At 42.6% G+C, this 23,321-nt stretch carries 20 protein-coding genes and 7 tRNA genes; 3 read left to right on the forward strand and 24 right to left on the reverse strand.

The window, feature by feature from the left end:
* Positions 1-35: 35 nt before the first annotated feature.
* A complete protein-coding gene (locus G603_RS0117055; protein ID WP_026670969.1) occupies positions 36-1,730 on the forward strand; it encodes a M3 family oligoendopeptidase in 1,695 nt (564 codons plus the stop codon).
* A gap of 211 nt (positions 1,731-1,941) precedes the next feature.
* On the opposite strand, the gene G603_RS0117060 is transcribed toward G603_RS0117055, so the two are convergent.
* From G603_RS0117060 to G603_RS0117095, 8 genes are all read right to left on the reverse strand, one after another.
* Positions 1,942-2,229: a hypothetical protein gene (locus tag G603_RS0117060; protein ID WP_026523503.1), complete on the reverse strand. Its 288-nt coding sequence runs from the start codon at positions 2,227-2,229 to the stop codon at positions 1,942-1,944.
* Positions 2,226-2,843 carry a hypothetical protein gene (locus G603_RS20900; protein ID WP_035793867.1) on the reverse strand — a complete coding sequence of 206 codons (618 nt, stop codon included), beginning with the start codon at positions 2,841-2,843 and terminating at the stop codon, positions 2,226-2,228. The genes G603_RS0117060 and G603_RS20900 overlap by 4 nt, the downstream gene beginning before the upstream one ends.
* Before the next feature lie 125 nt (positions 2,844-2,968).
* Positions 2,969-3,376, reverse strand: a complete 408-nt coding sequence (locus G603_RS0117070) for a phage integrase SAM-like domain-containing protein (RefSeq protein WP_026670970.1) — start codon at positions 3,374-3,376, stop codon at positions 2,969-2,971.
* A gap of 148 nt (positions 3,377-3,524) precedes the next feature.
* Positions 3,525-3,597: transfer RNA gene (locus tag G603_RS0117075), tRNA-Lys, on the reverse strand.
* Positions 3,598-3,634: 37 nt separating this feature from the next.
* Positions 3,635-3,706: transfer RNA gene (locus G603_RS0117080), tRNA-Gln, on the reverse strand.
* An 83-nt stretch (positions 3,707-3,789) separates the two neighbouring features.
* A tRNA-His gene (locus tag G603_RS0117085) sits at positions 3,790-3,863 on the reverse strand.
* Positions 3,864-3,901: 38 nt separating this feature from the next.
* A tRNA-Arg gene (locus G603_RS0117090) sits at positions 3,902-3,975 on the reverse strand.
* Positions 3,976-4,239: 264 nt separating this feature from the next.
* Positions 4,240-4,428, reverse strand: coding sequence for a ribbon-helix-helix protein, CopG family (locus G603_RS0117095; protein ID WP_026523501.1), 189 nt, complete (start codon positions 4,426-4,428; stop codon positions 4,240-4,242).
* Between the two features lie 224 nt (positions 4,429-4,652).
* Between G603_RS0117095 and G603_RS0117100 the strand changes: the two genes are divergently transcribed.
* A complete protein-coding gene (locus G603_RS0117100) occupies positions 4,653-6,263 on the forward strand; it encodes a leucine-rich repeat protein (RefSeq protein WP_026523500.1) in 1,611 nt (536 codons plus the stop codon).
* A gap of 726 nt (positions 6,264-6,989) precedes the next feature.
* Here the strand turns inward: G603_RS0117100 and G603_RS0117105 are convergent.
* From G603_RS0117105 to G603_RS0117130, 6 genes are all read right to left on the reverse strand, one after another.
* Positions 6,990-7,060: transfer RNA gene (locus G603_RS0117105), tRNA-Gly, on the reverse strand.
* Between the two features lie 25 nt (positions 7,061-7,085).
* Positions 7,086-7,159: transfer RNA gene (locus G603_RS0117110), tRNA-Pro, on the reverse strand.
* Between the two features lie 166 nt (positions 7,160-7,325).
* Entirely contained in the window at positions 7,326-7,817 is a 492-nt protein-coding gene (locus tag G603_RS0117115) for a metallophosphoesterase (protein WP_026670971.1), read from the reverse strand.
* Positions 7,810-8,409, reverse strand: a complete 600-nt coding sequence (locus G603_RS0117120; protein ID WP_330367671.1) for an XTP/dITP diphosphatase — start codon at positions 8,407-8,409, stop codon at positions 7,810-7,812. The genes G603_RS0117115 and G603_RS0117120 overlap by 8 nt, the downstream gene beginning before the upstream one ends.
* Positions 8,410-8,435: 26 nt before the next feature.
* Entirely contained in the window at positions 8,436-9,497 is a 1,062-nt protein-coding gene (locus G603_RS0117125) for an N-acetylmuramoyl-L-alanine amidase (RefSeq protein WP_026670972.1), read from the reverse strand.
* Positions 9,481-10,650, reverse strand: a complete 1,170-nt coding sequence (locus G603_RS0117130; RefSeq protein WP_026523496.1) for a THUMP domain-containing class I SAM-dependent RNA methyltransferase — start codon at positions 10,648-10,650, stop codon at positions 9,481-9,483. The genes G603_RS0117125 and G603_RS0117130 overlap by 17 nt, the downstream gene beginning before the upstream one ends.
* 326 nt (positions 10,651-10,976) lie before the next feature.
* Here G603_RS0117130 and G603_RS0117135 point away from each other — a divergent pair.
* Positions 10,977-11,050, forward strand: a tRNA-Arg gene (locus G603_RS0117135).
* Positions 11,051-11,401: 351 nt separating this feature from the next.
* Here the strand turns inward: G603_RS0117135 and G603_RS20910 are convergent.
* From G603_RS20910 to G603_RS0117185, 10 genes are all read right to left on the reverse strand, one after another.
* Positions 11,402-13,135, reverse strand: a complete 1,734-nt coding sequence (locus G603_RS20910; protein ID WP_242834905.1) for an ABC1 kinase family protein — start codon at positions 13,133-13,135, stop codon at positions 11,402-11,404.
* Between the two features lie 4 nt (positions 13,136-13,139).
* Positions 13,140-13,427 (reverse strand): hypothetical protein, encoded by a 288-nt coding sequence (locus G603_RS0117145; protein ID WP_026670973.1) that lies wholly within the window; start codon positions 13,425-13,427, stop codon positions 13,140-13,142.
* A gap of 41 nt (positions 13,428-13,468) precedes the next feature.
* Positions 13,469-13,849 (reverse strand): diacylglycerol kinase, encoded by a 381-nt coding sequence (locus G603_RS0117150; protein WP_026523494.1) that lies wholly within the window; start codon positions 13,847-13,849, stop codon positions 13,469-13,471.
* A gap of 17 nt (positions 13,850-13,866) precedes the next feature.
* Complete coding sequence (locus tag G603_RS0117155; RefSeq protein ID WP_026523493.1) at positions 13,867-15,009, reverse strand: HD domain-containing phosphohydrolase; 1,143 nt, start codon at positions 15,007-15,009, stop codon at positions 13,867-13,869.
* A 2-nt stretch (positions 15,010-15,011) separates the two neighbouring features.
* Positions 15,012-17,534, reverse strand: a complete 2,523-nt coding sequence (locus G603_RS0117160) for a DUF342 domain-containing protein (RefSeq protein ID WP_026670974.1) — start codon at positions 17,532-17,534, stop codon at positions 15,012-15,014.
* 225 nt (positions 17,535-17,759) lie between these two features.
* Positions 17,760-18,887 carry an S-methyl-5-thioribose-1-phosphate isomerase gene (gene mtnA, locus G603_RS0117165; RefSeq protein WP_035793875.1) on the reverse strand — a complete coding sequence of 376 codons (1,128 nt, stop codon included), beginning with the start codon at positions 18,885-18,887 and terminating at the stop codon, positions 17,760-17,762.
* 349 nt (positions 18,888-19,236) lie between these two features.
* Positions 19,237-20,283 (reverse strand): electron transfer flavoprotein subunit alpha/FixB family protein, encoded by a 1,047-nt coding sequence (locus G603_RS0117170; RefSeq protein WP_026523490.1) that lies wholly within the window; start codon positions 20,281-20,283, stop codon positions 19,237-19,239.
* A gap of 43 nt (positions 20,284-20,326) precedes the next feature.
* On the reverse strand, positions 20,327-21,118 hold the full coding sequence (locus G603_RS0117175) for an electron transfer flavoprotein subunit beta/FixA family protein (protein ID WP_022762769.1): 792 nt from the start codon (positions 21,116-21,118) through the stop codon (positions 20,327-20,329).
* Between the two features lie 29 nt (positions 21,119-21,147).
* Complete coding sequence (locus G603_RS0117180) at positions 21,148-22,308, reverse strand: acyl-CoA dehydrogenase (RefSeq protein ID WP_026670975.1); 1,161 nt, start codon at positions 22,306-22,308, stop codon at positions 21,148-21,150.
* A gap of 120 nt (positions 22,309-22,428) precedes the next feature.
* Entirely contained in the window at positions 22,429-23,304 is an 876-nt protein-coding gene (locus tag G603_RS0117185; RefSeq protein WP_026523488.1) for a 3-hydroxyacyl-CoA dehydrogenase family protein, read from the reverse strand.
* Between the last annotated feature and the right edge of the window lie 17 nt (positions 23,305-23,321).

The raw sequence follows: 23,321 nt of genomic DNA on the forward strand, positions 1-23,321 counted from the left end.
CAGCAGGTATGAATAATTAAAGGAGAATGTCTGAAATGGTTAAATTTAGTGAGATCGAATATCGACGCCCGGATATCGAGGCGCTTAAGAAAGCTGTGGAAGATGCTACCACAAAGATTCGCGAGGCCAAGAGTTATCAGGAAGTCAAAGATGCATATTATTCCCTGCAGGAGCGTGAGCAGTCGGATGAAACAATGTACACTCTTGCTTATGTGCGCAATACCATCAACATGAAGGATGAGTTTTACGAAGGAGAAGTTAGATGGCTTCAGGAAGCATTTGCCAATACCATTCCTCAATACAATGCTTTTCAGAAGGCTCTTACACAGTCAGAATTCAGACCTGAATTTGAAGCTGAATTTGGTGCCCAACTCCTTAGAAAACTTGATGCTTCTTTAATGACCAGTGACGAGAAGATCATTCCCGAAACAATACGCTGCGAACAGCTTGGCCAGGAATATAGTAAAACAACAGCTGAGGCAGTTACAGATTTCAGAGGAGAAGAATGTAATTTTTACGGACTTCTTAAGCACATGCAAAGCACAGACCGCACAGAGCGTAAGGAAGCCTTTGAAGCCTGGGCTGCACTTTATGAAAAAATCAGTCCCAAGCTCGAGGAACAATATGGAGAGATGGTTAAGCTCCGTAACGAAATGGCTCTTAAAATGGGATTTAAAAGCTTTACTGATATGGCATATATCAGCAGAAACCGTTTTGATTATAAACAGGAAGATGCAGCCAAATTCCGTGAGCAGGTAAGAGAGATAATCACCCCGGCTGTTGCAAAAATACGTAAAGCTCAGCAGGAGAAGCTTGGTGTAGATAAGCTTTACTATTATGACGAAGAGCTGAATTACCCTGACGGAAATGCAGCGCCTATAGGAACTGTCAAGGAGCTCGTAGACAAGGCACAAAAGATGTACCGTGAAATGAGCACTGAGACCGGCGAGTTCTTTGATTTTATGAAGGAATATGAACTCTTTGACCTAGAGACTAGACCGGGAAAACGTATGGGCGGCTATATGACATCCATGCCTCTTTTCAAGGCTCCCTTCATATTCAGTAATTTCAATGGTACATCAGCAGATGTAGATGTCCTTACACACGAAGCAGGTCATGCATTCCAGGGCTTTCTTGCCATGAGATCAATTGATGTGGATGCTCTCCGCGGTTCTACAGCCGAGATCAACGAGATACATTCCATGTCCATGGAGCATTTTGCATATCCCTGGATGGAGCTGTTCTTTGGTGAAAATACAGAGAAATATATTACCTCTCATCTTATGGGAGCGCTCTGTACTATCCCTTACCTTGTAAGCGTTGATGAATTCCAGCATGAGGTTTATGCACATCCTGAATACACCGCTGCTGACTGGAAAAGAACATGGCATGAGATTGAACAGAAATACATGCCTTGGCGCGATTATGATGGAAATGAATTCTTGGAAGCCGGCGGTTTCTGGATGCAGAAGCAGCACATCTTCCTTTATCCTTTCTACTACATCGAGTATGCTATGTCACAGATCTGTGCTCTCCAGTATTATGGTCGCATGAAAGAGGACAGAAAGGCAGCCTGGGAGGATTACCTTAGCCTTTGCCGCGCAGGCGGAACCAAAGGATACCTTGAACTTCTGAAAATCGGAAACCTCCTAAGTCCTTTTGAAGATGGAACAGTTGAAAAAAGTACAAGTCACGTAATCGAAGAACTAGAAAAACGTTACATGGAATAAAATCAGAAAATAAAAAGACCGTTCAGCCAATCGACTGAACGGTCTTTTCTAATGAGACACGTAGGAATCGAACCCACAAGTACTTTTTTAAGAGATTCAGTAAGAAAGGAGCTTCCCAGCATCGGTTGTGTCTCATGGTAATCAAGTTGGTAATCAACCCAAACAAATAAAAAGCCCTCAATTAAGAGAGCTTTCCATGTGCTTTTCAGGGTTACCCCATTTTCAATATTTCTTTATCGTATTCCTCAATCTGCTTAATAAGTTCTTCAGGAACATCCTTATCCTGATTTATCATTACCATCGCCTTAATTCTATACGGATTCTCTGTTTCACCATCCTCATATTCCTCGCTTTTGACAACGGTATGATTTTCACCAATCTTTTCAAGTCTTTCAAATCTAACCTGACGCTTCTTGAGTTCTTCCTCTGTAAGCTTCTTTTCTGATCCAGGTGCGATAAAAGGTTGAGGCTTTGATATTTTATTCTGTTGCTTCTTCATATCTTTTTCCTACCTTTCTTGTACTTCATATTATACTTCTCGGCATTCTTTAAAATATACTTTACAGCCATTGTTGCATTATACTTCTTTCCCTGCGCCTTATACTGTTCTGCAAGTTTACCATATTCAATCAATACACCGCTGGGATCAAAGCCAACATCCTTGACCAATACATATACTGATCCATCATTCCCAACTACGGTCATAATATATAGTGAATCATTATTACAAAAAGTTCTTAAGTCCTTTGCTGAAAATGTACCAGTACTTGGATGATTATGCAACAAAATCAGTGAATTTTTCGTACTCGTATCAAGAATGGCTTTTGCTTCCGGATTATCCTTAATATCTACGATATTGTCCTTCTTTCCTTCAACAATCCAACTGTCCCATGTATGAGTATCCAGCAAAATGACAACTTCCATGCTTTTGCTATTATTCTCTTTACAAAGATCTTTAGCCTTCCTTAATACCTCCTTATGCATTTCCTGTATGAACATGTTCTGTTCATTTGAAAAGCCAAATATATGAGTCTGTGGTACCTTATTTATAGCTACATCTGTTATTGCTATAGGCCTGTTTCTTTTCTTCTGTGCAATAATACTTCTTTGCATTCAAAACTACATCCTTTAAAAAATATTACTACTTATATTATATCATGTTGTGCAAGAATCTAATTGTTTTTGTTAAAATCAAATTGCACTGATATATAATCAGTAATCACAGGGAGCACAAAAAATCATAAATGAATCCAACACATATATATAAACCCGTTCACCATAATCAGTATCGTAAATCGCGATTCTTGTCCTTTAACCATCTTAATATCAACTTTTTCATTGATATAGCCTTCTATATAGCACCAATTTACAAACGTTCTTAAATCTCTTAAATAATGGTTAATTGAAGCAAGATGTAGATTTTCAGGCTTTTGAAGATAATTCATGTAATGAAGCACCATACCTTTGTCTATTTCTTTAGTGCTCATTTCTTCATCAAAGCAAAAGAAGAATTTTTTAAAACTGTTATTATAGCTTTCTATTGTTTGGATAGACCTACCTTCTGCCCTCTTTTCAGAAATAAAGTTCTCCATCAACTCTTTAACTGAATACTCTTCATCTTGCTTTACATTCAGACGCTTACTCATTTTACTTCCTCCTCGATTAGTGTAGTCAAGCAGCATAATCAAGCGCCCTTAATTTAGGCTACTTGATTATTCCACGTTTACGCACATAATCAAGTAAAGAAAAAAAACGCTGAAAGCCTTGTACTTTCAACGTTTTTGCAAAAGTAAATGAGACACGTGGGAATCGAACCCACGACAACTTGATTAAAAGTCAAGTGCTCTACCAACTGAGCTAGTATCTCATATATATGAACTGCCTTAGCAGTGATATATCAAAAACTGGGCTAGCGGGATTCGAACCCACGAGTGCAGCAGTCAAAGTGCTGTGCCTTACCGCTTGGCGATAGCCCATCATACACAGCAGATGTGCTTACTTTATGATAACTCGAATTAAATCTTTTTTAAATATCGAATTACCGCCCTAAATAAAAAAGGGTGGATAGTGGGACTCGAACCCACGGTCTCCAGAACCACAATCTGGCGCGCTAACCAACTGCGCCATACCCACCATATATATAAGACTAAGATTGATCTCTTAGTCTTAAATGTGCCCGAAGGGATTCGAACCCCCGACCCACGGCTTAGAAGGCCGTTGCTCTATCCAGCTGAGCTACGGACACATATTCGCAACTCATAGCGACATCTACAGATTATATATTAGAGATTAAATACTGTCAATAAGTAATTTTGAATTTTTCAAAAAACTTTTATAAAGCTTTTAAAAAGGCACGTAATATGATGCCACGCGCCTTGCAATAATCAGGTCTCCCTCACTTGTTTACTGGCTTCGCAAGATGGATTTTGTTGGTCAACGATTGGTCAACAAATAGAAATTTTGATAAAGCTTATTGATGATAATTAATCTGATTTATGGTGATATGCCATTACTTGATTTCGCAATGCTCAATGGCATAATCAAGCATGATGGAGATCAGCTCATTGCGACTTACGTTTGCTCTCTGGGAAATCTCATCTAATTTATTAACAATCTCATTAGGAACTCTGATACTGAAATTCTTGAAGCCTTCTTCTCCGGCTCTTTTTCTTATTACTAATTTTGATTCTGAATTCATGCGATTATACCTATTTCCAACACCTTTCAAATATATTTTATGACCACATTTGAATATGTTGTATGATAGAAATATGCCATAAACGCAACTACAATATGGCATGGTAAAATCGATAATATAATAGAAATATATTGTAAATATAACATTAATATGTTATTGTGATTTTGGTTTGAAGAAAGAGTTGGTGTAACTATCACTATTTTCATATCATGAGGGAATATAAAATGAACAAGAACAGCAAAAACAACAGAATAAGGAACAGGCTTTTAGCCTTTAGCCTTGCCTTTGCACTTTGCATGGGAGCATTCGCAGGGTTTTCTATTACATCCCATGCATCGGCAGACGCCTATAACCAGCTTAAGGCTGGACTTGAAACTATAAAAAGAAAAGACAGCTATGATACTGAAGATGTACAGTATGTATGGTTTGACAGCTACCTTGTTAACCATCCGTATGAATTATATTGTCTCCTGGAACAGCTTACCGAGGATGAGTACAACCAGCTTGCTAAGGATATGGAGTATAATGCACTATTTCATTACTCCAATGACACTTACAAATGGTCAGACAAACCGGAAGATAAGAAGAGCAACCTATATGAGGAGTATGGAACATACAGTGAATGCATGAAGTATGTTGGCGAGCAAAAAAAGAAGCTCGAAGAAGAGGAAAAGGCACGTCAAGATGCTATATCTAAGGCTATAAGTCAAACAGATGAGGCAATTCCTGGCTATCAAAATAATTCTAACAATAATTCTAATGCAGCTAATAATCAGTCAACATCCAGTTATCGCGAAGGTTCACCAAAATCTATACTCGGAACACCAAACTGGGCAGATGCGGACAGCAAGGAAGCTATGTTTGGAATGATACGTGGCGAAAGCTGGGATTGGACTGCAAAAGAACTTGAAGAAGATGGATGGCTTGCACCTGTTGGAACACAGTTTTGGGAAAAAGGAGATATGATCCATTATCGCGTGACCAAAGCCGGAACAGGAAGCACCTTCGGTGAAGTGCAAATTATCGGATATGAATCATGGGACATACCCAGTGATCTAGAATGGGAAGACGCGAGTGCTTTTAATCTTTGGGCGTTTTCAGGGCCACAAAGAGGTATTGCGTCTAACTCAACAGCGTTCAGCGTTTATGCAATCTCAGATTATATCGATGACAGACGTATGGATAATAGTCGGGCGGGCGGCGGAATGGTCTGGCTGAACGATCCCAGTAACAGATATACGTCTCTTGAAAATAACAAACTTGCAGAGTTTGATTTCAGAATGTTCGCATACTGCCGTTACAACCATGAATGGTTTATTGTAACCAGTATCGCACCCGGAGCTTTCAAGAACAGAAGCGATATACATTATGCGTATATTCCCGATTCTGTAAAGGAAATTCCTACTGACTGTTTCAAAAACTGTAAGAATCTTAAAGTCGTTGCATGGGGATCCAATGCGCTCAAAGCTTATGAAAAAGATGATATCTTCAAAAGAAGCTGCCCCATCACCTCAAAGACCAAGAAACGCATAAGTAAAGGTGCCTTCTCCGGATGTACAAAACTGAAAGAGTTCCAGCTTTACGGAGCTTATGCTGAAATCAAAATCGACAAGAACGCTTTTAAGAAAGACAAAAAGCAGATTACAGTAAAGACTTACGAACAAGGATCTTATGCCAAGAAATTCATCAAGAATATTTCAGCTAAAGGCAAAGCTAAAAAGAAAGCTAAGACCAAATGGGGTGTTCCGATTAGTGAAGGTTGGGATACGGCTACACATGCGGACCCCCTCAAAGGGAAATCTGATAAATCTAAGAAGTCTTCAAAGAAAAAGTAATTCTTACAGAGACAAGGAAACGCTCACCGTTTCCTTGTCTTTTTCTTTACTGAACGACTATTTTTAAGTAAACATGTGAAGCTACAAAAACCTTGAGTGTACTATAAATATAGGCTTTTTCGACTTTAAGTGTGATATAAGTACCCCCGGAGAGTATCACATGATTCGGAGTATTATATGATTATCTAAAGAAGAGCAGATAGTAGCTGATGCACCAGTTTCTATCTGCTTTTCTCTTTGAAGGTATCTGATATTAGAATGTAAGGGGAAACAGTATTTTCTTTATGTTTTTTATTTTGCAATATTGAGCGTGATCAATTGATGTGAGACTTAATAACTGCGATAATGTGAGACTAAAAGCAGGGTTCAGCCACCATTCACATTGGTCAACGCATAAAAAATGCCCTCAAATCCGCATGGATTCTGGGCAAACAAAAAAGCGGGTGATGGGTTGCTGCGTGCCGGTGGCACGCGTTTAGCAACGACCGTTGCTAGAGGTCCGGGGGACCTCTGCTCAGCAACGACCGGAACGGAGTGTAGACACGAAGCGGAGACTCGAACCTTGGGTTCGAGGTTTCTTTTGTTAAGCGGGTGATGGGGCGCTAGAGGTCCGGTGGACCTCTGCTTAGCGCCGACCGGAGCGAAGCGGAGACTCGAACCTTGGGTTCGAGGTCTCCCCCGCTTACAAAAATACTCCTCAGGATAAATCCTGAGGAGTATTTTGTAAGCGGGTGATGGGAATCGAACCCACGTATCCAGCTTGGAAGGCTGGTGTTCTACCATTGAACTACACCCGCATGTATTTAATTCTGCGTTACTCAATCGGGGTGACAGGATTCGAACCTGCGACCTCCTGGTCCCAAACCAGGCGCTCTACCAAGCTAAGCCACACCCCGTCTTGGAAGCGTTCTGTTTACTACCGGACCCGCAACGCAAGAAGAATTATATAATGGATTTGCGTACATTGTCAACACTATTTCCAAAAAAAATTTATATTTTTTTCAAATACTTCGAACATCCAGTAACCATGCGGCTTTCCGACTATGAAATCCTGTTGATTTTTCAGAACAGCTCCAAATATTTTATCTCGTAGGTAAGCTCACCCTCATCATCAATAGTAAGAATCAGATAGGATGGCTTCCTGCCCTCCTGCCTGGGATAAGAAAGGCTTCCGGGATTAAATACATAAATCCCGTCAATTTCAGCCGCTACTGGCTTGTGCGTATGCCCGTAGATCACCACATCAGCGCCACGGACCAAGGCCTCGCGTCTGATATCTGTACTGCCCATATTCACAAGATATCTGTGCCCATGGGTTACAAAAAATCTATGGGGCCATACTTCAAACTCCTGCTCATCGGGAAGGTTGCTGAAAAAGTCATTATTCCCTTTTACTATCCTCATAGGAGCCGTGCTTAACTGCTGCATCTGGGTCTCAGAGCCTTCTGTGTCCCCACAGTGAATTATCAGATTAACATCTTTTTCTATATCTATTACTCTGTAAAAATTCTCGTCCTTGCGATGTGTATCGCTTACTACCAATATCTTATGCATTAAAAGTTTCCTTCAGCTTTTCTTCCATCATTCTAAGAGCCTTGCCTCTGTGGCTAACCGCATTTTTCTCCTCAGGAAGGAGCTGAGCAGATGTTTTGCCATATTCAGGCAGGAAAAAAATAGGATCATATCCAAATCCGTTCTCTCCGGCTATCTCATAACCGATTCTGCCCTCCATGGTACCTCTTACGATAATCTCCTTACCACCGGGAAGGCATGCAGCTATAGCGCACACGAATCTTGCTGAGCGCTTTTCATCGGGAACATCCTTAAGCTTTTCCAAAATGATGCCATTTTTCTCAGGATAAGGTGTCTCTCTTCCAAGATAGCGGGCAGAATAGATTCCCGGCTCTTTGTTAAGAAAATCAATCTCTAAGCCTGAATCATCGGCAAGAACAATTGCATCCTCACAATACTCATGCACAGCCCTTGCTTTTATCATGGCATTTTCTTCAAATGTGGTGCCATCCTCGACGATATCAATATCGATCCCCGCATCCTTCATGGATACGATATCCTCAGTGAATCCGCCAAGGATCTGGCGAATCTCACGCATTTTATCATTATTACCTGTAGCGAATACTATTCTCATAATCTCCTCCATAAAAAGCCAGCGGCTTAATTACCGTTAATAATCCCCTGCAAAGCATCTGTAGACTCTTCTTCAGCCACGGGATTGATTATCTGGAAAGATGCTTTTATGCCGTTTACAATTCCGGCAGCACAATTCTCTATATAAAAATCCTGTCCAAATCTCTTGCTGTCTCCGGGGCTGTTAATATTGCCTATAGACACAAATGCCGATGGGATAACAGAATTCATGATTACCTCATTGTCACGGGACACTTCTTCAAGACCAAGAGCATTGGTTGAAGCAGCTTCCGCAGTGCACCTCTCAAGCATATCGGAGAACTTGATATTTCCAAACTCTCTTATAAAAAATACGCCGTTATAAAATGTACGAATACCCTCATCAGCTGCATCTGTATCCTCTGTACCTATCTGAACATACAGATCTGCCTCTGAATCTGCTATAAGAGCCTCCACCTTTTCAGTAGATGTCTCCTCTTTTGACTGCCTTGTGTAGAAAACCTTGATAGTGTCATCACTGTCCATAATCTTCTTAATATATGGCACAAGCTTTAGTCCGATATCATCCACAGGATCGATTACTACAACATTCTCATATAATCCCTCTGGCACATTAAAAGAAACTGTTATCTCAGAATCACCAAGCTCTGTTTCGTTTTCATAAAGTCCGTCAAGACTGAATTCCAGACAAACATTACCCTTGTCATTTAATGGCTTGCATGTAGCACTCGTTATCATTGCAAGATCAGAGAAAACCTTGTTCTGATGATAAAAATCAGGATTCCTTCCGTTTATAAAAAGAAGGAACTTATGCTCTGAATGCTTTTCTTCAAATGTTATAAGATCTGAGCTGACGCCTGCTTCAAGAGGAATAACAAGTGTTCCCTCTCCTTTTCCGCCCACAGGAGCACTGATATCCAAGTCGAAGGATTCCGTACTTACCGCTGACTGCGCCTGTTCCTGAGTAGCTTCAGCAATAAGAATGCTCTTGGTGGCCGCTCTGTAAAACATGATTCCAAATGATATGACTGCAAAAATAGCCGTATAAATAGCAGTCTTTTTTAATCTGTTCTCAATCAATTCTGTCACCCTTATTCTCGTTTCTTCTGGGAGGCTTAGGTCCCATGTATTGATAAAAATATGTCTTGATCATTCCGTTATATATCTTACGGTTTTTATCTGCTTTTCTTCCGATATCGCGCTCTGCCTTCTCATAGGCTGTAATAAGATACATAGACCATGAATCCAAGGCCTTATAGCGCTCTCCAAGGGTCTTATAAAGCGCAGGAAGCTCAGCCTCTTCACCAATTCTCTCACCATAGGGCGGATTGGTAATGATAAAGCCGTACTTTTTCCTATGGCTAAGATCTGCTACATCCCTTGCCTGGAAATGGATAAGCTTGTCAACGCCTGCCTTTTGAGCATTTATCCTGGCTATTTCAATAACATCCGGATCTATATCGTAGCCCTGAATATCGGTCTCAATATCCATATTGATTTCTTCAGCGCACTCCTCGCGGACATCGCGCCAGTTATCAGGTGTTATTATATGTGTCCAATTTTCAGCTGTGAAATGTCTGTGCATACCGGGTGCTATTCCTGCTGCAATCATAGCAGCCTCTATAGGAAATGTTCCGCTTCCGCAAAAAGGATCAATCAGAATCCTGTCTGCTCTCCAGGGAGTCAGCATTAAAAGCGCCGCAGCAAGGTTCTCAGCAATAGGCGCCTTGGCTTCCAGCTTACGGTATCCTCTCTTATGAAGAGAATCGCCTGTGGTATCAAGTGCTACCGTAACCTCATCCTTAAGCAAAAACACTCTTACAGGAAAGCTTTCACCGCTTTCTTCAAAACGCCTGATATGATAAATGTCTGAAAGTCTGTCAACCATGGCTTTTTTCATAATTGACTGAATGTCGGAAGGGCTAAAAAGCTTACTCTTTACGCTGCTGGCTTTCTTTACCCAGAATTTTCCATCCTTTGGAATAAACTCTTCCCAGGGAAGTGCCTTGGTCCCCTGAAAAAGCTCTTCAAAAGTAGTAGCACGGAAAGAACCCACTTTAATAAGAACTCTCTCTGCGGTTCTAAGTCCGATGTTGGCTCTGACAACAGCATCGGGATCACCTGCGAAGGTTACTCTTCCGTCTGAAACCTCTACTATTTCATAACCAAGGTTTATAATTTCTTTTTTTAAGACTGCCTCCAAACCAAAATGGCATGGCGCAATAAGGTCAAATCTCTGCATTATTATTCTCTTTCATAAAAAACACATGGAAATATATACAATCCGTAATATGATACAATAAAAATCCTTTGCTTGTCCAATTTGAAAAAAATTTAAAATCTTGAAAATCTGCTCTAAAGTTTTTCAGGGTGCTGACGATATAAATAATGTAAAAAAGAAGGACAATCTCCTTTTCTTAATGACCGGTATGGCGTCCCCACCCATGCCGGTCTCCTCCCATTAATAAGGGATTTTTTATTAATTTTTGTGATATAATAATTTTGTGTTGACAATTCTTATTTTGATGTTATAATTATTTTCGTTGCACAGCTAATAAGTGCATACATGTGTGTGTAGCTCAGCTGGATAGAGCGTCTGGCTACGGACCAGAAGGTCGAGGGTTCGAATCCTTTCACACACGCTAATAAAAAAGCAGCTATGGCAAATGCCATGGCTGCTTTTTTGTTCGAGTCTATCGGACTCGAACGGGTTCGATCTCCACTTCGTTTCGGTCAGCGCAAAGCCGAGGTCCCCCGGACCTCGTGCGCCCTTTCACACACGCTAATAAAAAAGCAGCTATGGCAAATGCCATGGCTGCTTTTTTGTTCGAGTCTATCGGACTCGAACGGGTTCGATCTCCGCTTCGCTACGGTCGTTGCTAAGCGTTCGTCCACTGGACGAACAGCAACCTTTCACACACGCTGTAAGGATGGCTGCTTTTTTATTAGCATGTGTGAAAGACCTTACAATAATCGATCTCCACTTTGCGTTTTTATTTTCTCTTATGTCTGTGGCGACGTCTTGCCGCTATTTTCAAGGCTATATTCCTTATTACCAGGAAGCTGCTGACAGCCATGGCGAAGGAGAAGCCAAGGGCTCCAAGGAGAGGTATTCCGAATATTTGGGGCTTCATCTGTGTCAGGCACATTATACTTGAAGAAATCAAAAGTGCCGCTACTCCAAGGCCGATTACCACATTTCTAATGGATGAGTATATGAGCTCGTCCAGTTCCTTTGAAGAATTCAGGGTCAGATTTACCTTACTTTGCCCTGCCAGATATTCCTTCATAGCCTGTGCTGTGAGAGATGGAAGCTCGATGCTCTTATCGGCGGCGCGATATAACGCTCTGCCATACTTCATCAGTTCTTCCCTAAGATCCATATTCTCTATGAATTCATCTGTTATACGGGATGTGGCTATCTGCATCATATTTATGTCGGGGCTGATTGTAGCCAGAACGCCTTGCACATGAGCCAGTCCTCTGCACAGCATCGTCATTCCGTGAGGAAGTGATATGCCGTTTTCCTTCATTATATCCATCAGGCACTGAAGTGCTGCTGCCAAATCGAGACTTCCAAAGGATACTGAACCATACTGATCTATGAAAGCTTTTAAATCCTCATACAGCTTAGCTCTGTCAGGTGTCCCGCTTACTGCACCCAGATCCAGAACCGCATTTTCTACAGCCTGAATATCATGAAGAGCAATTCCTCTGACACCTCGTACCATAAGGCGTCTGTCCTTTTCAGATAGTCTGCCCATCATTCCCATATCAATCCAGATGATCTTTCCATCACGGATCTTGACATTTCCCGGATGTGGATCAGCATGGAAAAAGCCGTCATTCATGACCTGTTTTATAAAGTTATTAACAAACTTTTCACCTATCTCATTAAGGTCATAACCATGTGCCGTAAGGTATTCCACATCATCAATTGAGCATCCATGAACATATTCCATAACAAGGACTTTATCGGTGGAGTACTCGGGAAACATCTTAGGACATCCCACATAACGGATATCCTTGTTGTTACGGGCAAATTCTGCCATATTGCAGGCTTCACGGAAGAAATCCATCTCCTCTCTTGCAACTGCCCACATCTCATCAAGTACCATATCCAGGTCCACAATATTTTTCAGATCACCCACAGGCGGCATAAGCTTTACAAGACGATGAAGAAGACTGATGTCTCTTGACATTATTTCGTAGACACCTCGCCTTTGAACTTTGATTATTACATCATCTATGCCTTCTTTTTCGTCGCTGTTTCTTAGCTTTGCCCTGTGAACCTGAGCAATAGAAGCTGATCCAAGAGTTTCCTCTTCAATCCACTCATAGATGTCCGTATAAGGGCATCCGTAGGACTCCTCGATAACTTCGATCACTTCGCTAAAGGGCATTGGCTGAACATCAAAATTCAGCTTTGCAAGCTCATCACAATAGCGCTTCGGCAAAATGTCCGAATGCATCGACATTATCTGCCCAAGCTTAATATAAGTCGGCCCCAGCTCCTCAAGGATTATCCTTAATTTTTCCGGAGATATGCCCCTTGTTATTTTATTCCTTGCAAGAACAGCGCGGATTTCTTTGAACCTCGCGCTGTCTTCTGCATTTTTCTCTTTACTATTTTCTTCGGAATCTGCGTGTTTTAATGCCTCTGCTTTATCTGCCTGTGCATCGGCAATCTGTCGCATTTTTCCTACCAGATCCGTTAAGTCTGCCATCTGCTCACTCTTTATTCTCAGCAGCTGCTATAAGCTCTTTTAGCTTTGCAAGCTCATCTGCTGAAAGTCCCTCAACAACCTTGGAGAGGTCTTTTTTATCCTCTTCCTTTTTCTCTGTAGTCTCCTTTACCGTGCGCTTAAGCTCCTTATTCAGAGCCTTACCCTGCTCAACGGTAATCTCTCCTTTTTCAACCATTTCGCCAAGAATTTCACCTGCTTTTTCAGCTGAAAGAGCAACAGCTCCAACACTGGCAAGTAAAATTTTCTTAAGTCCGTCTGTAAGAATGTCCATGTTCTTGTCCTCCTTTATATAGCTTCCCGAAAAAGTGGTAATTAAAAAATCAGCACCCACAATTTAGGAAAGAATATTATGCCGCCTATTATTGCGGCCATAATAGCACTCATCAAAACAGCTCCCGCCGCAGCATCCTTGGCTTTCTTGGCCAGTGGCTTGCGCTCCTGTGTCACAAGATCAACCACCGCTTCAAGGGCCGTATTTACAAGCTCAAGGCTCAATACCAATCCAAAAAGCACTATGCAGAAAAGCCATTCTACAAGGGAAATATGAAGAAAAAACCCAAATATCACCACAAGTACAGTGACTGTGCAGTGAATCTGCATGTTTCTCTCATGCAAAATGGTATTTCCGATGCCCTCAAATGCATACCCAAAGCTTTTATATAACTTATTTTTCTTTGATGTATTATTTTCCATGTCCATATTTTCAGTAATCACTGGCTCATCATACCTGCGCCGCCTGCTGCCGCATTAGCTTCTTCCTCAGCCTTGGTTCTTGCAACCATTGCTTCCATCTCAGGTCTTGCAATATCAAAGCAGGCCAGCATCTTGGTCGAAAAGATTCCACTTTCACCGTTTTTTATCATTTCGTATGCTTTGCTGGGAGTAAATGCCGACTTGTAAACTCGGTCACTTACCAGCGCATCATAAACGTCCGCCAGGGATGTGAGCTGTGCTGCGATAGAGATTTCCTCTCCCTTAAGGCCGTCCGGATATCCCTTGCCGTCATATTTTTCATGATGATGTCTGCAGATATCGTAGCTGACTTCCAGGTACTCCTTGTCCTGAAGATCTGCCAGCATCTTAACAATCTCACAGCCTCTGGTGGTATGGGATTTCATGATATCAAACTCATCAGCCGTCAGTCTTCCGGGCTTCAAAAGAATTGAATCGGGAACCGTGATCTTACCGATATCATGCATTGCACTGGCCGTTGTTATTACTTCAATCCTGTGAGGAGTAAGCCCAAACTCGGGATAATTCCTCATGGCCGTATTCGCCAGTATCTGTACAAATCCTTTAATCCTCTTTAGATGATATCCGGATTCCAGATTACGGAACTCTACGATGGTACAGATAGTATCGATAATTCTGGCATTGGTCTCGCGAAGCCTTTCTTCCTGCTTCTTAAGAACCATGAACTGCTTTTTCAGGACTCTTGTCTGATCGTTTACCTTCTGCTCAAGCCCGCGTCTGCTTTCATAAAGCTCAATAGCTCTCAAAACTCTGTGCTTTACAACCATTGGATCGAAAGGTTTATGGATAACATCAGCGGCACCTTTTTCATAGCATTTTCTCTCAGCGTCAGTACTGCCGTCTGCCGTTATCATCAAAACCGGAATCCTTGCGGGAATCTTGTGCTCGGAAAGCTTCTCAAGGAGCCTGTAGCCGTCCATTTCAGGCATTACAATATCCAGAAGGATTGCAGATATCTTATCCTTCTTGGTTGCTATTATCTCAAGCGCTTTTCTGCCGTTTTCGGCTTCAAGAACATCATACTCTTCCTTGAAGATCTCGCTGAGAATCCCTCTGTTTATTTCCGCATCATCTACAATAAGTATGCTCTTATCTGCCACTTTTAACTCCTTGCTACAACTTTCTCGCCATCAAGCATTAATACTGCACCTTCTGTAGCTTTGAAGGTAAATCCTTTTGTCGATTCATAAGTGTCATTTAGCTTCAGCATCCTGCTGCCCATCATGATCACTGTGCCGTCAAATACAAGCCTCGCCACAAGTACCTTAGAGTCCTTAACGGCCGCCATCTCATCTTCAATTTCTTTTTTACGCTTATTGAGCCTCTCAAGTTCCGCTTCTTTTATCGCTGATTCTGCATTTATCTTAATCTTTACCTGAAGGGCCTGTTTATTGGTCGTATCATTAAAGGATGCCAGCTTGGCTCTCTGACTCTCGTATACCTTTATCTCCTGATAGGTTCTGGAAAGGTTCCTCATGAGATTTTTATACTCATAATCAAGGTCTTCAGTGATACCGGTCCTTATAACCGTTTCTTTAACAGTTTTGCTGCCAAGAACGGCTGTCTCAATTCCCTTAAGAGAAGTAACCTTACCACCGTTTACAAGTCCTCTGTCACCAAGCATCAGTACCTTGCCGCCTGCCGATACATTGCAGTTTCGGCAGTCATTGGATATAAGATCCTCTTTGCACTTAATATCTGCATTATCAAGATGCGCAGCTGCCACTATACCGTTTGCATTAATGCTTGTTCTCTCACTTAGATTCCCGACTATGCTCTTACGGACTACAATTCTTCCGCCGGCCGTAAGATCGGCGCAGGTCACACTTCCATCAACTACGATATCTCCCTTTGCCTGGACATAAGCGTTTTCTATATCACCTTTTACCCAGATCGTACCATCATAGTTTATCTTATCCCTTACATTTACAAGAGATTCATAGACCTTAGCCTTGTCTATCCATATTTCTCCGCTATGGATTCTTCCAACTCCTGCATAAGATGAAACATAGGTCTGCTTATCTGCAAGAAGCATGAAGCCGTGTCCCTTTAGGATAGGTTTTCCTCTGCCTGGTTTTGCCTTCAATATCTTGCCCGTAACGTCAAACCCATCAACCCCGGGTGTTGCAGGATGGTATATTGCCAGCTTGTCTCCAAGCTTAACCTCATCAAATATTTTTACTTTGGAAAAATCGGCGCCATCTGAACTTTCCATGTCGGGAAGTATACTCTCACCCAGCTGAAGGAGATATTCATAATAACCATCCTTGCCGTTTTCCGGCTCCCTTCCGGTGGCTACAAGAGTTTTTACACCGAACTTTTTATTTTCAATCATCTCCGCGAGAACCTTTTTGCTGATTCCACGGCGAACCCTGGCCCTATACAGGAGCTTTGCAATATATTCAATTGTGAATTTCGCTGCCTTTGTTCCTACAGGTATCGTGAAATATACCTTCATCATATCTTCCGATATGTCTATGAGGCGCCCTTCCTCTGTCTGTAAAAACTGCCATGCCTTTACTTCTTCGTCGGCAGGCTTAGACATCTCTTCCTGAAGCTGGCCTGTGAAAAGCTTACTCAGGTTGCTTGGAAGGGCCTTGCCGTCTTCCAGCCACTCACGCATGATTCGCATTTCCTGCGCGGGATGAACCATGCTGCTATATTTGCTGACATCCAGATTAGCTTCAAGACCAAGCCTTATCTCGCGCATCTGATCTGCACGGTAAAGAGGCTTAGCATAAACTGAAACATCCACCTGGTGTTCAAGTCCCAGCCTAAGCTCTTTCATCTGCTTCCAGCCATACTGTTCATCTGCATAAATGCTTACATCAAGATTCTGCTCAAGTCCAAGCAAAACCTCATGCATACATTCGCCACGCATGCCAAAAAGAAAATACCTGTCGATATCCTCAATTCCTGCCATTTTGGCTTTTCTCACCTGCTCAAGCTGTTCTGCATCAAAATTCTTTTTTATATATTCATCTATGTCTATTTTATCTTTATAGGCTATATGAATCTGTTCCAGCGTCGCCGCATCCTTGCGTCTTACAAGTGCCTCATCCAGCTCAAGGCCATCCTCAAGGCTCTCCCTTATAACACGCATCTTCATATATGGCATATCAACCCTTGCATAAGAAGATATGTCTGTGCCATTTTCAAGGCCTTTGCGTATTTCTGCCATCTGAAGCCAGTTATAACTTGCGTTCTGATAAAAAATTATGGGAATATCGGCTTCTAATCCAAGCCTGATCTGACGCATCTGATCTGCGAAAAATTCAGGCCTTGCATACTCAGTTACATCAAGTCCCTTCTGAAGTCCCTCGCGAATCTCTGCGAGCTGCATGATGTCAAAACCGGCATCACGATACATGGACATATCTATCCCTGACTGCAGTTCAAGGCGGATTTCTTCCATTTCATTCCATGGAAGCTCAGGGTCCAGATACTCCAATACATCTGCCCCTGTTTCAAGGCCTTTTCTAATCTCTGCAAGCTGATAGATATTAAAACGCTTACCTTCAAGCAGATTGATATCGAAACCATGCTTCTTTATAAGCAGCATCTCATTCGAAATCAGATCAGGTGCATATAAAGTTTTGTCCTCATCTGCAGCAACAACAGCCATTTACGAATCTCCATTACACCTTATCAGTGATAATATATTCCAACACGCAAAAGCCCATTAATATCTACAATAACTCATATTTATTCTAACACTTTGAAATATCACCCTCAACGAAATAGCGAGAATTTATGGATATTTTATAAGTATATAGCTAAAATTCAGATAAGCTTAAACATAAAAGTGCACATCCTGATATCTCTATCTTACAAGGGTGTGCACTGTGTTTTATTTATTTTCGTCGAATATCTTCTTTATACTCTCATCATACGGAGCTCGAAGAACTCCATATTCTGTAACTATACCTGTTATAAGTTCATGATCTGTAACATCAAAGGCTGGATTGTATACCTTAACTCCATCAGGAGCCATACGCTCACTGTACCACATCTCAGTCACTTCTTCAGGCTTTCTCTGCTCAATATTGATGTCATCACCTGTTTTGGTGTTCATATCGATAGTGGATGTAGGTGCGCATACATAGAAAGGAATTCCGTAATGCTTAGCTACAGTTGCCACAACGCTGGTACCGATCTTATTTGCAGCATCGCCGTTTGCCGCAACCCTATCACATCCTACGAATATTGCATCTATAGCCCCGGTCTTCATAAGGGAAGCTGACATGTTATCACAAAGAAGTGTTGTATCGATTCCTGCACTGTGAAGCTCAAAGGCTGTAAGTCTTGCTCCCTGTAAAAGAGGTCTGGTCTCATCACAATAAACTCTGATGTTCATGCCTTTCTCATGGGCCAGATACATGGGAGCTGTTGCTGTTCCATACTTACAGGTTGCAAGCTGTCCCGCATTGCAGTGGGTAAGAAGTCCATAGCCGTCCTTTATAAGGGTAAGTCCGTTCTCACCGATTCGCCTGCAAACATCGATATCCTCAGCCTTTATCTTTTCTGATTCCTTTCGCATAGCTGTGATAAGGAGATCTCTGTCAAAAGCCTCTGCATTTGCTGTGGCTACCTCTCCGCTTTCGCTAAGCTCCATGGCTAATTCTTTTCTAGCAACGTCCTTCACATGCTCTTCCATACGTTTAAGTGCCCATGAAAGATTAACTGCTGTAGGTCTTGAAGAGTTCAGGTAATCACTCTTTTCCTTAAGCTCCTTCATGAACTCATCATAGCTTTCAGCCTTAGAATGCTTCATGAGTACATAAAGCCCGAACCCTGCAGCCACGCCAATAGCCGGTGCGCCTCTCACCTGGAGAAGATAAATCGCATTCCAAATCTCCTCACCGGTGTGAAGTCTTATAATTTCAATTGTTCCCGGAAGCTTAGTCTGATCTATAATCTCTAAAGCGTCATCCTCATCTATAAGTGACACTGTTTCGTAATCTAGTATGCTTTTCATTAGTTCCAAAATCTCCTTATAAATACACTCAAATTATATAGACTATATTTTATCAGAATGCCTCTCTTTTGTCGCTAGCTCATCGGCTTTTACATTAACAGGGCTACCGCGAACAAAGAGTCGCTCGCGACTCTTTGCGCGCTGGTGCGCGCAAGCTTTAGCTTGCAAAATTCATCTGCGCACCAGTCGCATCCTTAGCGGAGCGCTTTTTATTCAATAGGAAATCCGAAGGAATTTCCTATTGAATAAAAAAGGTTGACTACATCAAATCGATTATGGTGCGTCGAAAAGCGTCACCCGAATGATTTGAAGTAGTCAACCCAATATTTTTAGCGGTTGCCCGTACTAATTATTTTGCTGCGAGAGCTGCCTCGAGCTTCTTTGTAAGTGCAGGAACGATCTTGTTAAGGTCGCCAACTACGCCGTAATCTGCTACGTCGAAGATAGGAGCGTTCTCATCCTTGTTGATAGCGATGATGAGATCTGATTCTTCCATACCTGCTACGTGCTGGATAGCTCCGCTGATACCGATTGCGAAGTAAACCTTAGGACGAACAGTCTTACCTGTCTGACCAACCTGGAGATCCTTCGGCTTCCAGCCTGAATCTACAACTGCACGTGAGCATGATACTGTTCCGTGAAGAACCTTTGCAAGGTCATCAAGAAGCTTGAAGTTCTCAGGGCTTCCAACACCACGTCCACCAGATACAAGAATCTTAGCTTCCTGGATATCCTCAACCTCTGAAACTGCCTTAACGATCTCAAGGATCTTTGTATAGCAAGCGTTCTCTTCGAATCCGGGGTTGAACTCAACAACCTCAGCCTTAGCGCCCTTTACAGGAGCGATCTTCTGCATAACGCCGGGACGAACTGTTGCCATCTGAGGACGGAAGTCAGGGCAAGCGATAGTAGCGATTGTGTTACCACCGAATGCAGGACGTGTCATAAGGAGCTGCTTATGCTTCTGCTCCTGGCCCTCAACTGCGTTAAGCGGGAAGTCACCGATATCAAGCTGTGTACAGTCAGCTGTAAGACCTGTGTGAACACGTGAAGATACGCGAGGACCAAGGTCACGGCCGATTGCTGTAGCACCAACCAGAAGGATTTCCGGCTTGTACTCATTGATAACTGATGCAAGTGCATGTGTGTAAGGCTCTGTACGATAATCCTTAAGCTCAGGATCATCAACAACGATTACACGGTCAGCGCCGTACTCAGCAAGTGTGTCTACCAGGTTACCAACCTTGTCACCAAGCAGAACTGCTGTAACTTTTTTCTCATCAAGATCATTTGCAAGATCTTTTGCTTTGCCCAGGAGCTCAAGTGCGATACCTGAGAGCTCATTGTCTACCTGCTGAGCAAATATAAATACACCCTTATATTCTTCTAAAGACATGTTTTGTTCTCCTTTATACTATATTGCTGCTTACGCAGGTTTATTAGATAACGTGCTTCTCCTCGAGCTTGCCGAACAGATAATCAACAGCCTCATCAGCTGAATCAGCAACGATCTTCTCACCAGCGCCCTTCTTTACCTTATCAGAAGCCTTAGCGATCTGAGTAGGTGATCCCTTAAGACCAAGGTTAGAATCCTCAACATCCTTAAGGTCTGCTCTTCCCCAAACGGTTACTTCCTTCTCGAATGCATCGAAGATTCCGCCGGGTGTCATGTATCTGGGCTCGCCCAGCTCTGCAAGAGCTGTGATAAGGCAAGGCATCTTAGCCTCTACCATGTGATAACGATCCTCGAACTGACGCTTAACAACAACAGTCTTAGCCTTCTCGTCAACCTTGATCTCCTCAGCGTAAGAAATTACGGGAAGTCCAAGGTGCTCAGAGATCTGAGGACCAACCTGAGCTGTATCACCATCGATAGCCTGACGGCCTGTGATTACGAGATCATACTCAAGGTTTCTGAGTGCGCCTGCGATTGTAGAAGATGTTGCCCATGTGTCAGCACCACCAAGTACACGGTCTGTAACAAGAACTGCCTTGTCAGCACCCATAGCCATAGCCTCACGAAGAACTGCCTCAGCCTTGGGAAGACCCATGGTTACAACAGTAACTTCTGCGCCGTATTCATCTTTAAGACGAAGAGCTGCCTCAAGACCTGCTTTGTCATCAGGATTCATGATTGCAAGCATTGCTCCTCTGTCGAGTGTTCCATCGGGTTTAAACTTAACCCCGCCCTTTGTATCGGGCACCTGCTTTATGCAAACTACAACTTTCATGTGTATTCTCCTTTATCAAATTAAGATGATTACTTAAGTAATGCTCCAGATATAACCATTCTCTGAACTTCAGAAGTACCCTCATAGATCTCTGTGATCTTAGCATCACGCATCATGCGCTCTACTTCGTACTCTCTGATGTAGCCATAACCACCGTGAAGCTGTACAGCCTTTGTAGTTACATCCATTGCAACCTCTGCTGCAAAAAGCTTAGCCTTAGCAGCTTCGATTCCGTAGTAATCCTTGTTCTTCTTAGCATCTGCTGCCTGATAAACAAGAAGTCTTGCTGCTTCACACTGTGTAGCCATGTTAGCAAGCTGGAACTGTGTGTTCTGGAAAGCACCGATTGCTCTGCCGAACTGCTTTCTCTCTTTTACGTACTCAACTGTTCTGTCGAGAGCGCCTTCTGCAATACCAAGAGCCTGAGCAGCGATACCGATACGTCCACCATCAAGAGTGTGCATAGCGATTGCAAAGCCCTTGCCTCTTGTTCCAAGAAGGTTCTCTGCAGGAATATGGCAATCCTGGAAAATAAGCTCGTATGTGGATGATCCACGGATACCCATCTTGTTTTCCTTTGTACCAAATGTAAATCCGGGTGTATCCTTCTCAACGATGAATGCTGAGAACTTCTTCTGCTTTCTACCCTTCTTATCTTCTACAACATCTGTGTAAGCGAAGATGATATAAACATCAGCTTCCTTACCGTTTGTGATGAAGCACTTGGATCCGTCAAGAACCCATTCTTTTCCATCTTCTGTAAGAACAGCCTTGGTCTGAACACCCTGAGCGTCTGTACCAGCCATGGGCTCTGTAAGACCGAAAGCACCGAGCTTCTCACCCTTTGCAAGGGGAACAAGGTACTTCTGCTTCTGCTCTTCTGTACCGTATGTCATGATAGGATCGCAGCAAAGTGATGTGTGAGCAGATACGATAACTGCTGTTGTACCACAAACCTTTGCAAGCTCCTCTACACACATAACGTATGTAAGAGGATCACAACCCTGTCCGCCGTATTCCTTCGGAACCGGGATTCCCATGAAACCGTACTTCTGCATTAACTTAACAGTCTCTGTAGGGAACTTCTCTGTCTCATCCACGTCAATTGCGTGGGGCTTAACTTCTTTTTCTGCGAACTCTTTGAAAAGAGCTCTCGCCATTTCATGTTGCTGATCTAACTGAAAATCCATGAAAAAAATCCTCCATTCGTATTCTTAATACCCTCATCCGTCAGCTTCGCTGACACCTTCTCCCTCTGGGAGAAGGCTTTATCAGGCGATTTAATTCCTTAATAGGAATAAGTAAGCGTATTATTTCTTGTCAGTGGGTACCTTGCCACCGTCGCTGTAATCGTAGAAACCGATACCAGTCTTAACACCAAGCTTCTTACCACGAACCATCTTACGAAGAAGAGGGCAAGCACGATACTTGGAATCGCCTGTCTCCTTGTAAAGAACGTCCATGATTGCAAGAACGATATCAAGTCCGATGTAGTCACCGAGTTCAAGGGGTCCCATAGGATGGTTGCAGCCAAGCTTCATAGCTGTGTCTACACCCTGGATATCTGAAACGCCTTCTGAATATACGAAGATACCTTCGTTGATCATAGGAACAAGGATACGGTTTACAACGAAACCAGCTGCCTCGTTAACCTGTACGGGAGTTTTTCCAAGGTCTTCAGAGATTTTCTTGATCTTCTCAACATCAGCCTCAGGTGTGTTTGCACCCTGGATAACCTCAACCAGCTTCATAACAGGAGCGGGATTGAAGAAATGCATGCCGATAACCGGCTTAGGAAGTCCTGCACCGATCTCTGTGATTGAAAGAGATGATGTGTTAGATGCAAAGATGCAATCAGGATTCTTTACGATGTTCTCTTCAAGCTCCTTGAAGAGGTTCTTCTTGATATCCATAACCTCAAGAGCTGCCTCAACTACGAGATCAGCATCTGAGCAGATATCGTTAAGACCTGTTGTGATCTTGCCGAGAATAGCGTCAGCCTTTGCCTGATCGATCTTTCCCTTTGTAACCATCTTGTCGATGCTCTTCTTGATCTTTGCAAAGCCGCCTTCTGCGAACTCTGTCTTAATGTCACACAGATAAACCTTGTCTACTGTGTCTGCCTGTGCAAATGTCTGCGCAATGCCTGCGCCCATTGTACCTGCGCCAATTACTGCTACCTTCATTTATATATCCTCCTAAT

This window comes from Butyrivibrio sp. AE3006 (assembly GCF_000424165.1).
Classification (GTDB): domain Bacteria; phylum Bacillota; class Clostridia; order Lachnospirales; family Lachnospiraceae; genus Butyrivibrio.

Bases quoted from the DNA above. Each gene is read 5' to 3' on its own strand.
- G603_RS0117055 (WP_026670969.1), top strand. From the start codon at position 36: ATGGTTAAATTTAGTGAGATCGAATATCGACGCCCGGATATCGAGGCG.
- G603_RS0117175 (WP_022762769.1), bottom strand. From the start codon at position 21,118: ATGAAAGTTGTAGTTTGCATAAAGCAGGTGCCCGATACAAAGGGCGGG.
- G603_RS0117095 (WP_026523501.1), bottom strand. From the start codon at position 4,428: ATGAATTCAGAATCAAAATTAGTAATAAGAAAAAGAGCCGGAGAAGAA.
- G603_RS0117070 (WP_026670970.1), bottom strand. From the start codon at position 3,376: ATGAGTAAGCGTCTGAATGTAAAGCAAGATGAAGAGTATTCAGTTAAA.
- G603_RS20910 (WP_242834905.1), bottom strand. From the start codon at position 13,135: ATGGCAGACTTAACGGATCTGGTAGGAAAAATGCGACAGATTGCCGAT.
- G603_RS0117100 (WP_026523500.1), top strand. From the start codon at position 4,653: ATGAACAAGAACAGCAAAAACAACAGAATAAGGAACAGGCTTTTAGCC.
- G603_RS0117060 (WP_026523503.1), bottom strand. From the start codon at position 2,229: ATGAAGAAGCAACAGAATAAAATATCAAAGCCTCAACCTTTTATCGCA.
- G603_RS0117185 (WP_026523488.1), bottom strand. From the start codon at position 23,304: ATGAAGGTAGCAGTAATTGGCGCAGGTACAATGGGCGCAGGCATTGCG.
- G603_RS0117145 (WP_026670973.1), bottom strand. From the start codon at position 13,427: ATGGACATTCTTACAGACGGACTTAAGAAAATTTTACTTGCCAGTGTT.
- G603_RS0117180 (WP_026670975.1), bottom strand. From the start codon at position 22,308: ATGGATTTTCAGTTAGATCAGCAACATGAAATGGCGAGAGCTCTTTTC.
- G603_RS0117160 (WP_026670974.1), bottom strand. From the start codon at position 17,534: ATGGCTGTTGTTGCTGCAGATGAGGACAAAACTTTATATGCACCTGAT.
- G603_RS0117115 (WP_026670971.1), bottom strand. From the start codon at position 7,817: ATGCATAAGATATTGGTAGTAAGCGATACACATCGCAAGGACGAGAAT.
- G603_RS0117130 (WP_026523496.1), bottom strand. From the start codon at position 10,650: ATGCAGAGATTTGACCTTATTGCGCCATGCCATTTTGGTTTGGAGGCA.
- G603_RS0117150 (WP_026523494.1), bottom strand. From the start codon at position 13,849: ATGGAAAATAATACATCAAAGAAAAATAAGTTATATAAAAGCTTTGGG.
- mtnA (WP_035793875.1), bottom strand. From the start codon at position 18,887: ATGAAAAGCATACTAGATTACGAAACAGTGTCACTTATAGATGAGGAT.
- G603_RS0117170 (WP_026523490.1), bottom strand. From the start codon at position 20,283: ATGTCTTTAGAAGAATATAAGGGTGTATTTATATTTGCTCAGCAGGTA.
- G603_RS20900 (WP_035793867.1), bottom strand. From the start codon at position 2,843: ATGCAAAGAAGTATTATTGCACAGAAGAAAAGAAACAGGCCTATAGCA.
- G603_RS0117120 (WP_330367671.1), bottom strand. From the start codon at position 8,409: ATGAGAATAGTATTCGCTACAGGTAATAATGATAAAATGCGTGAGATT.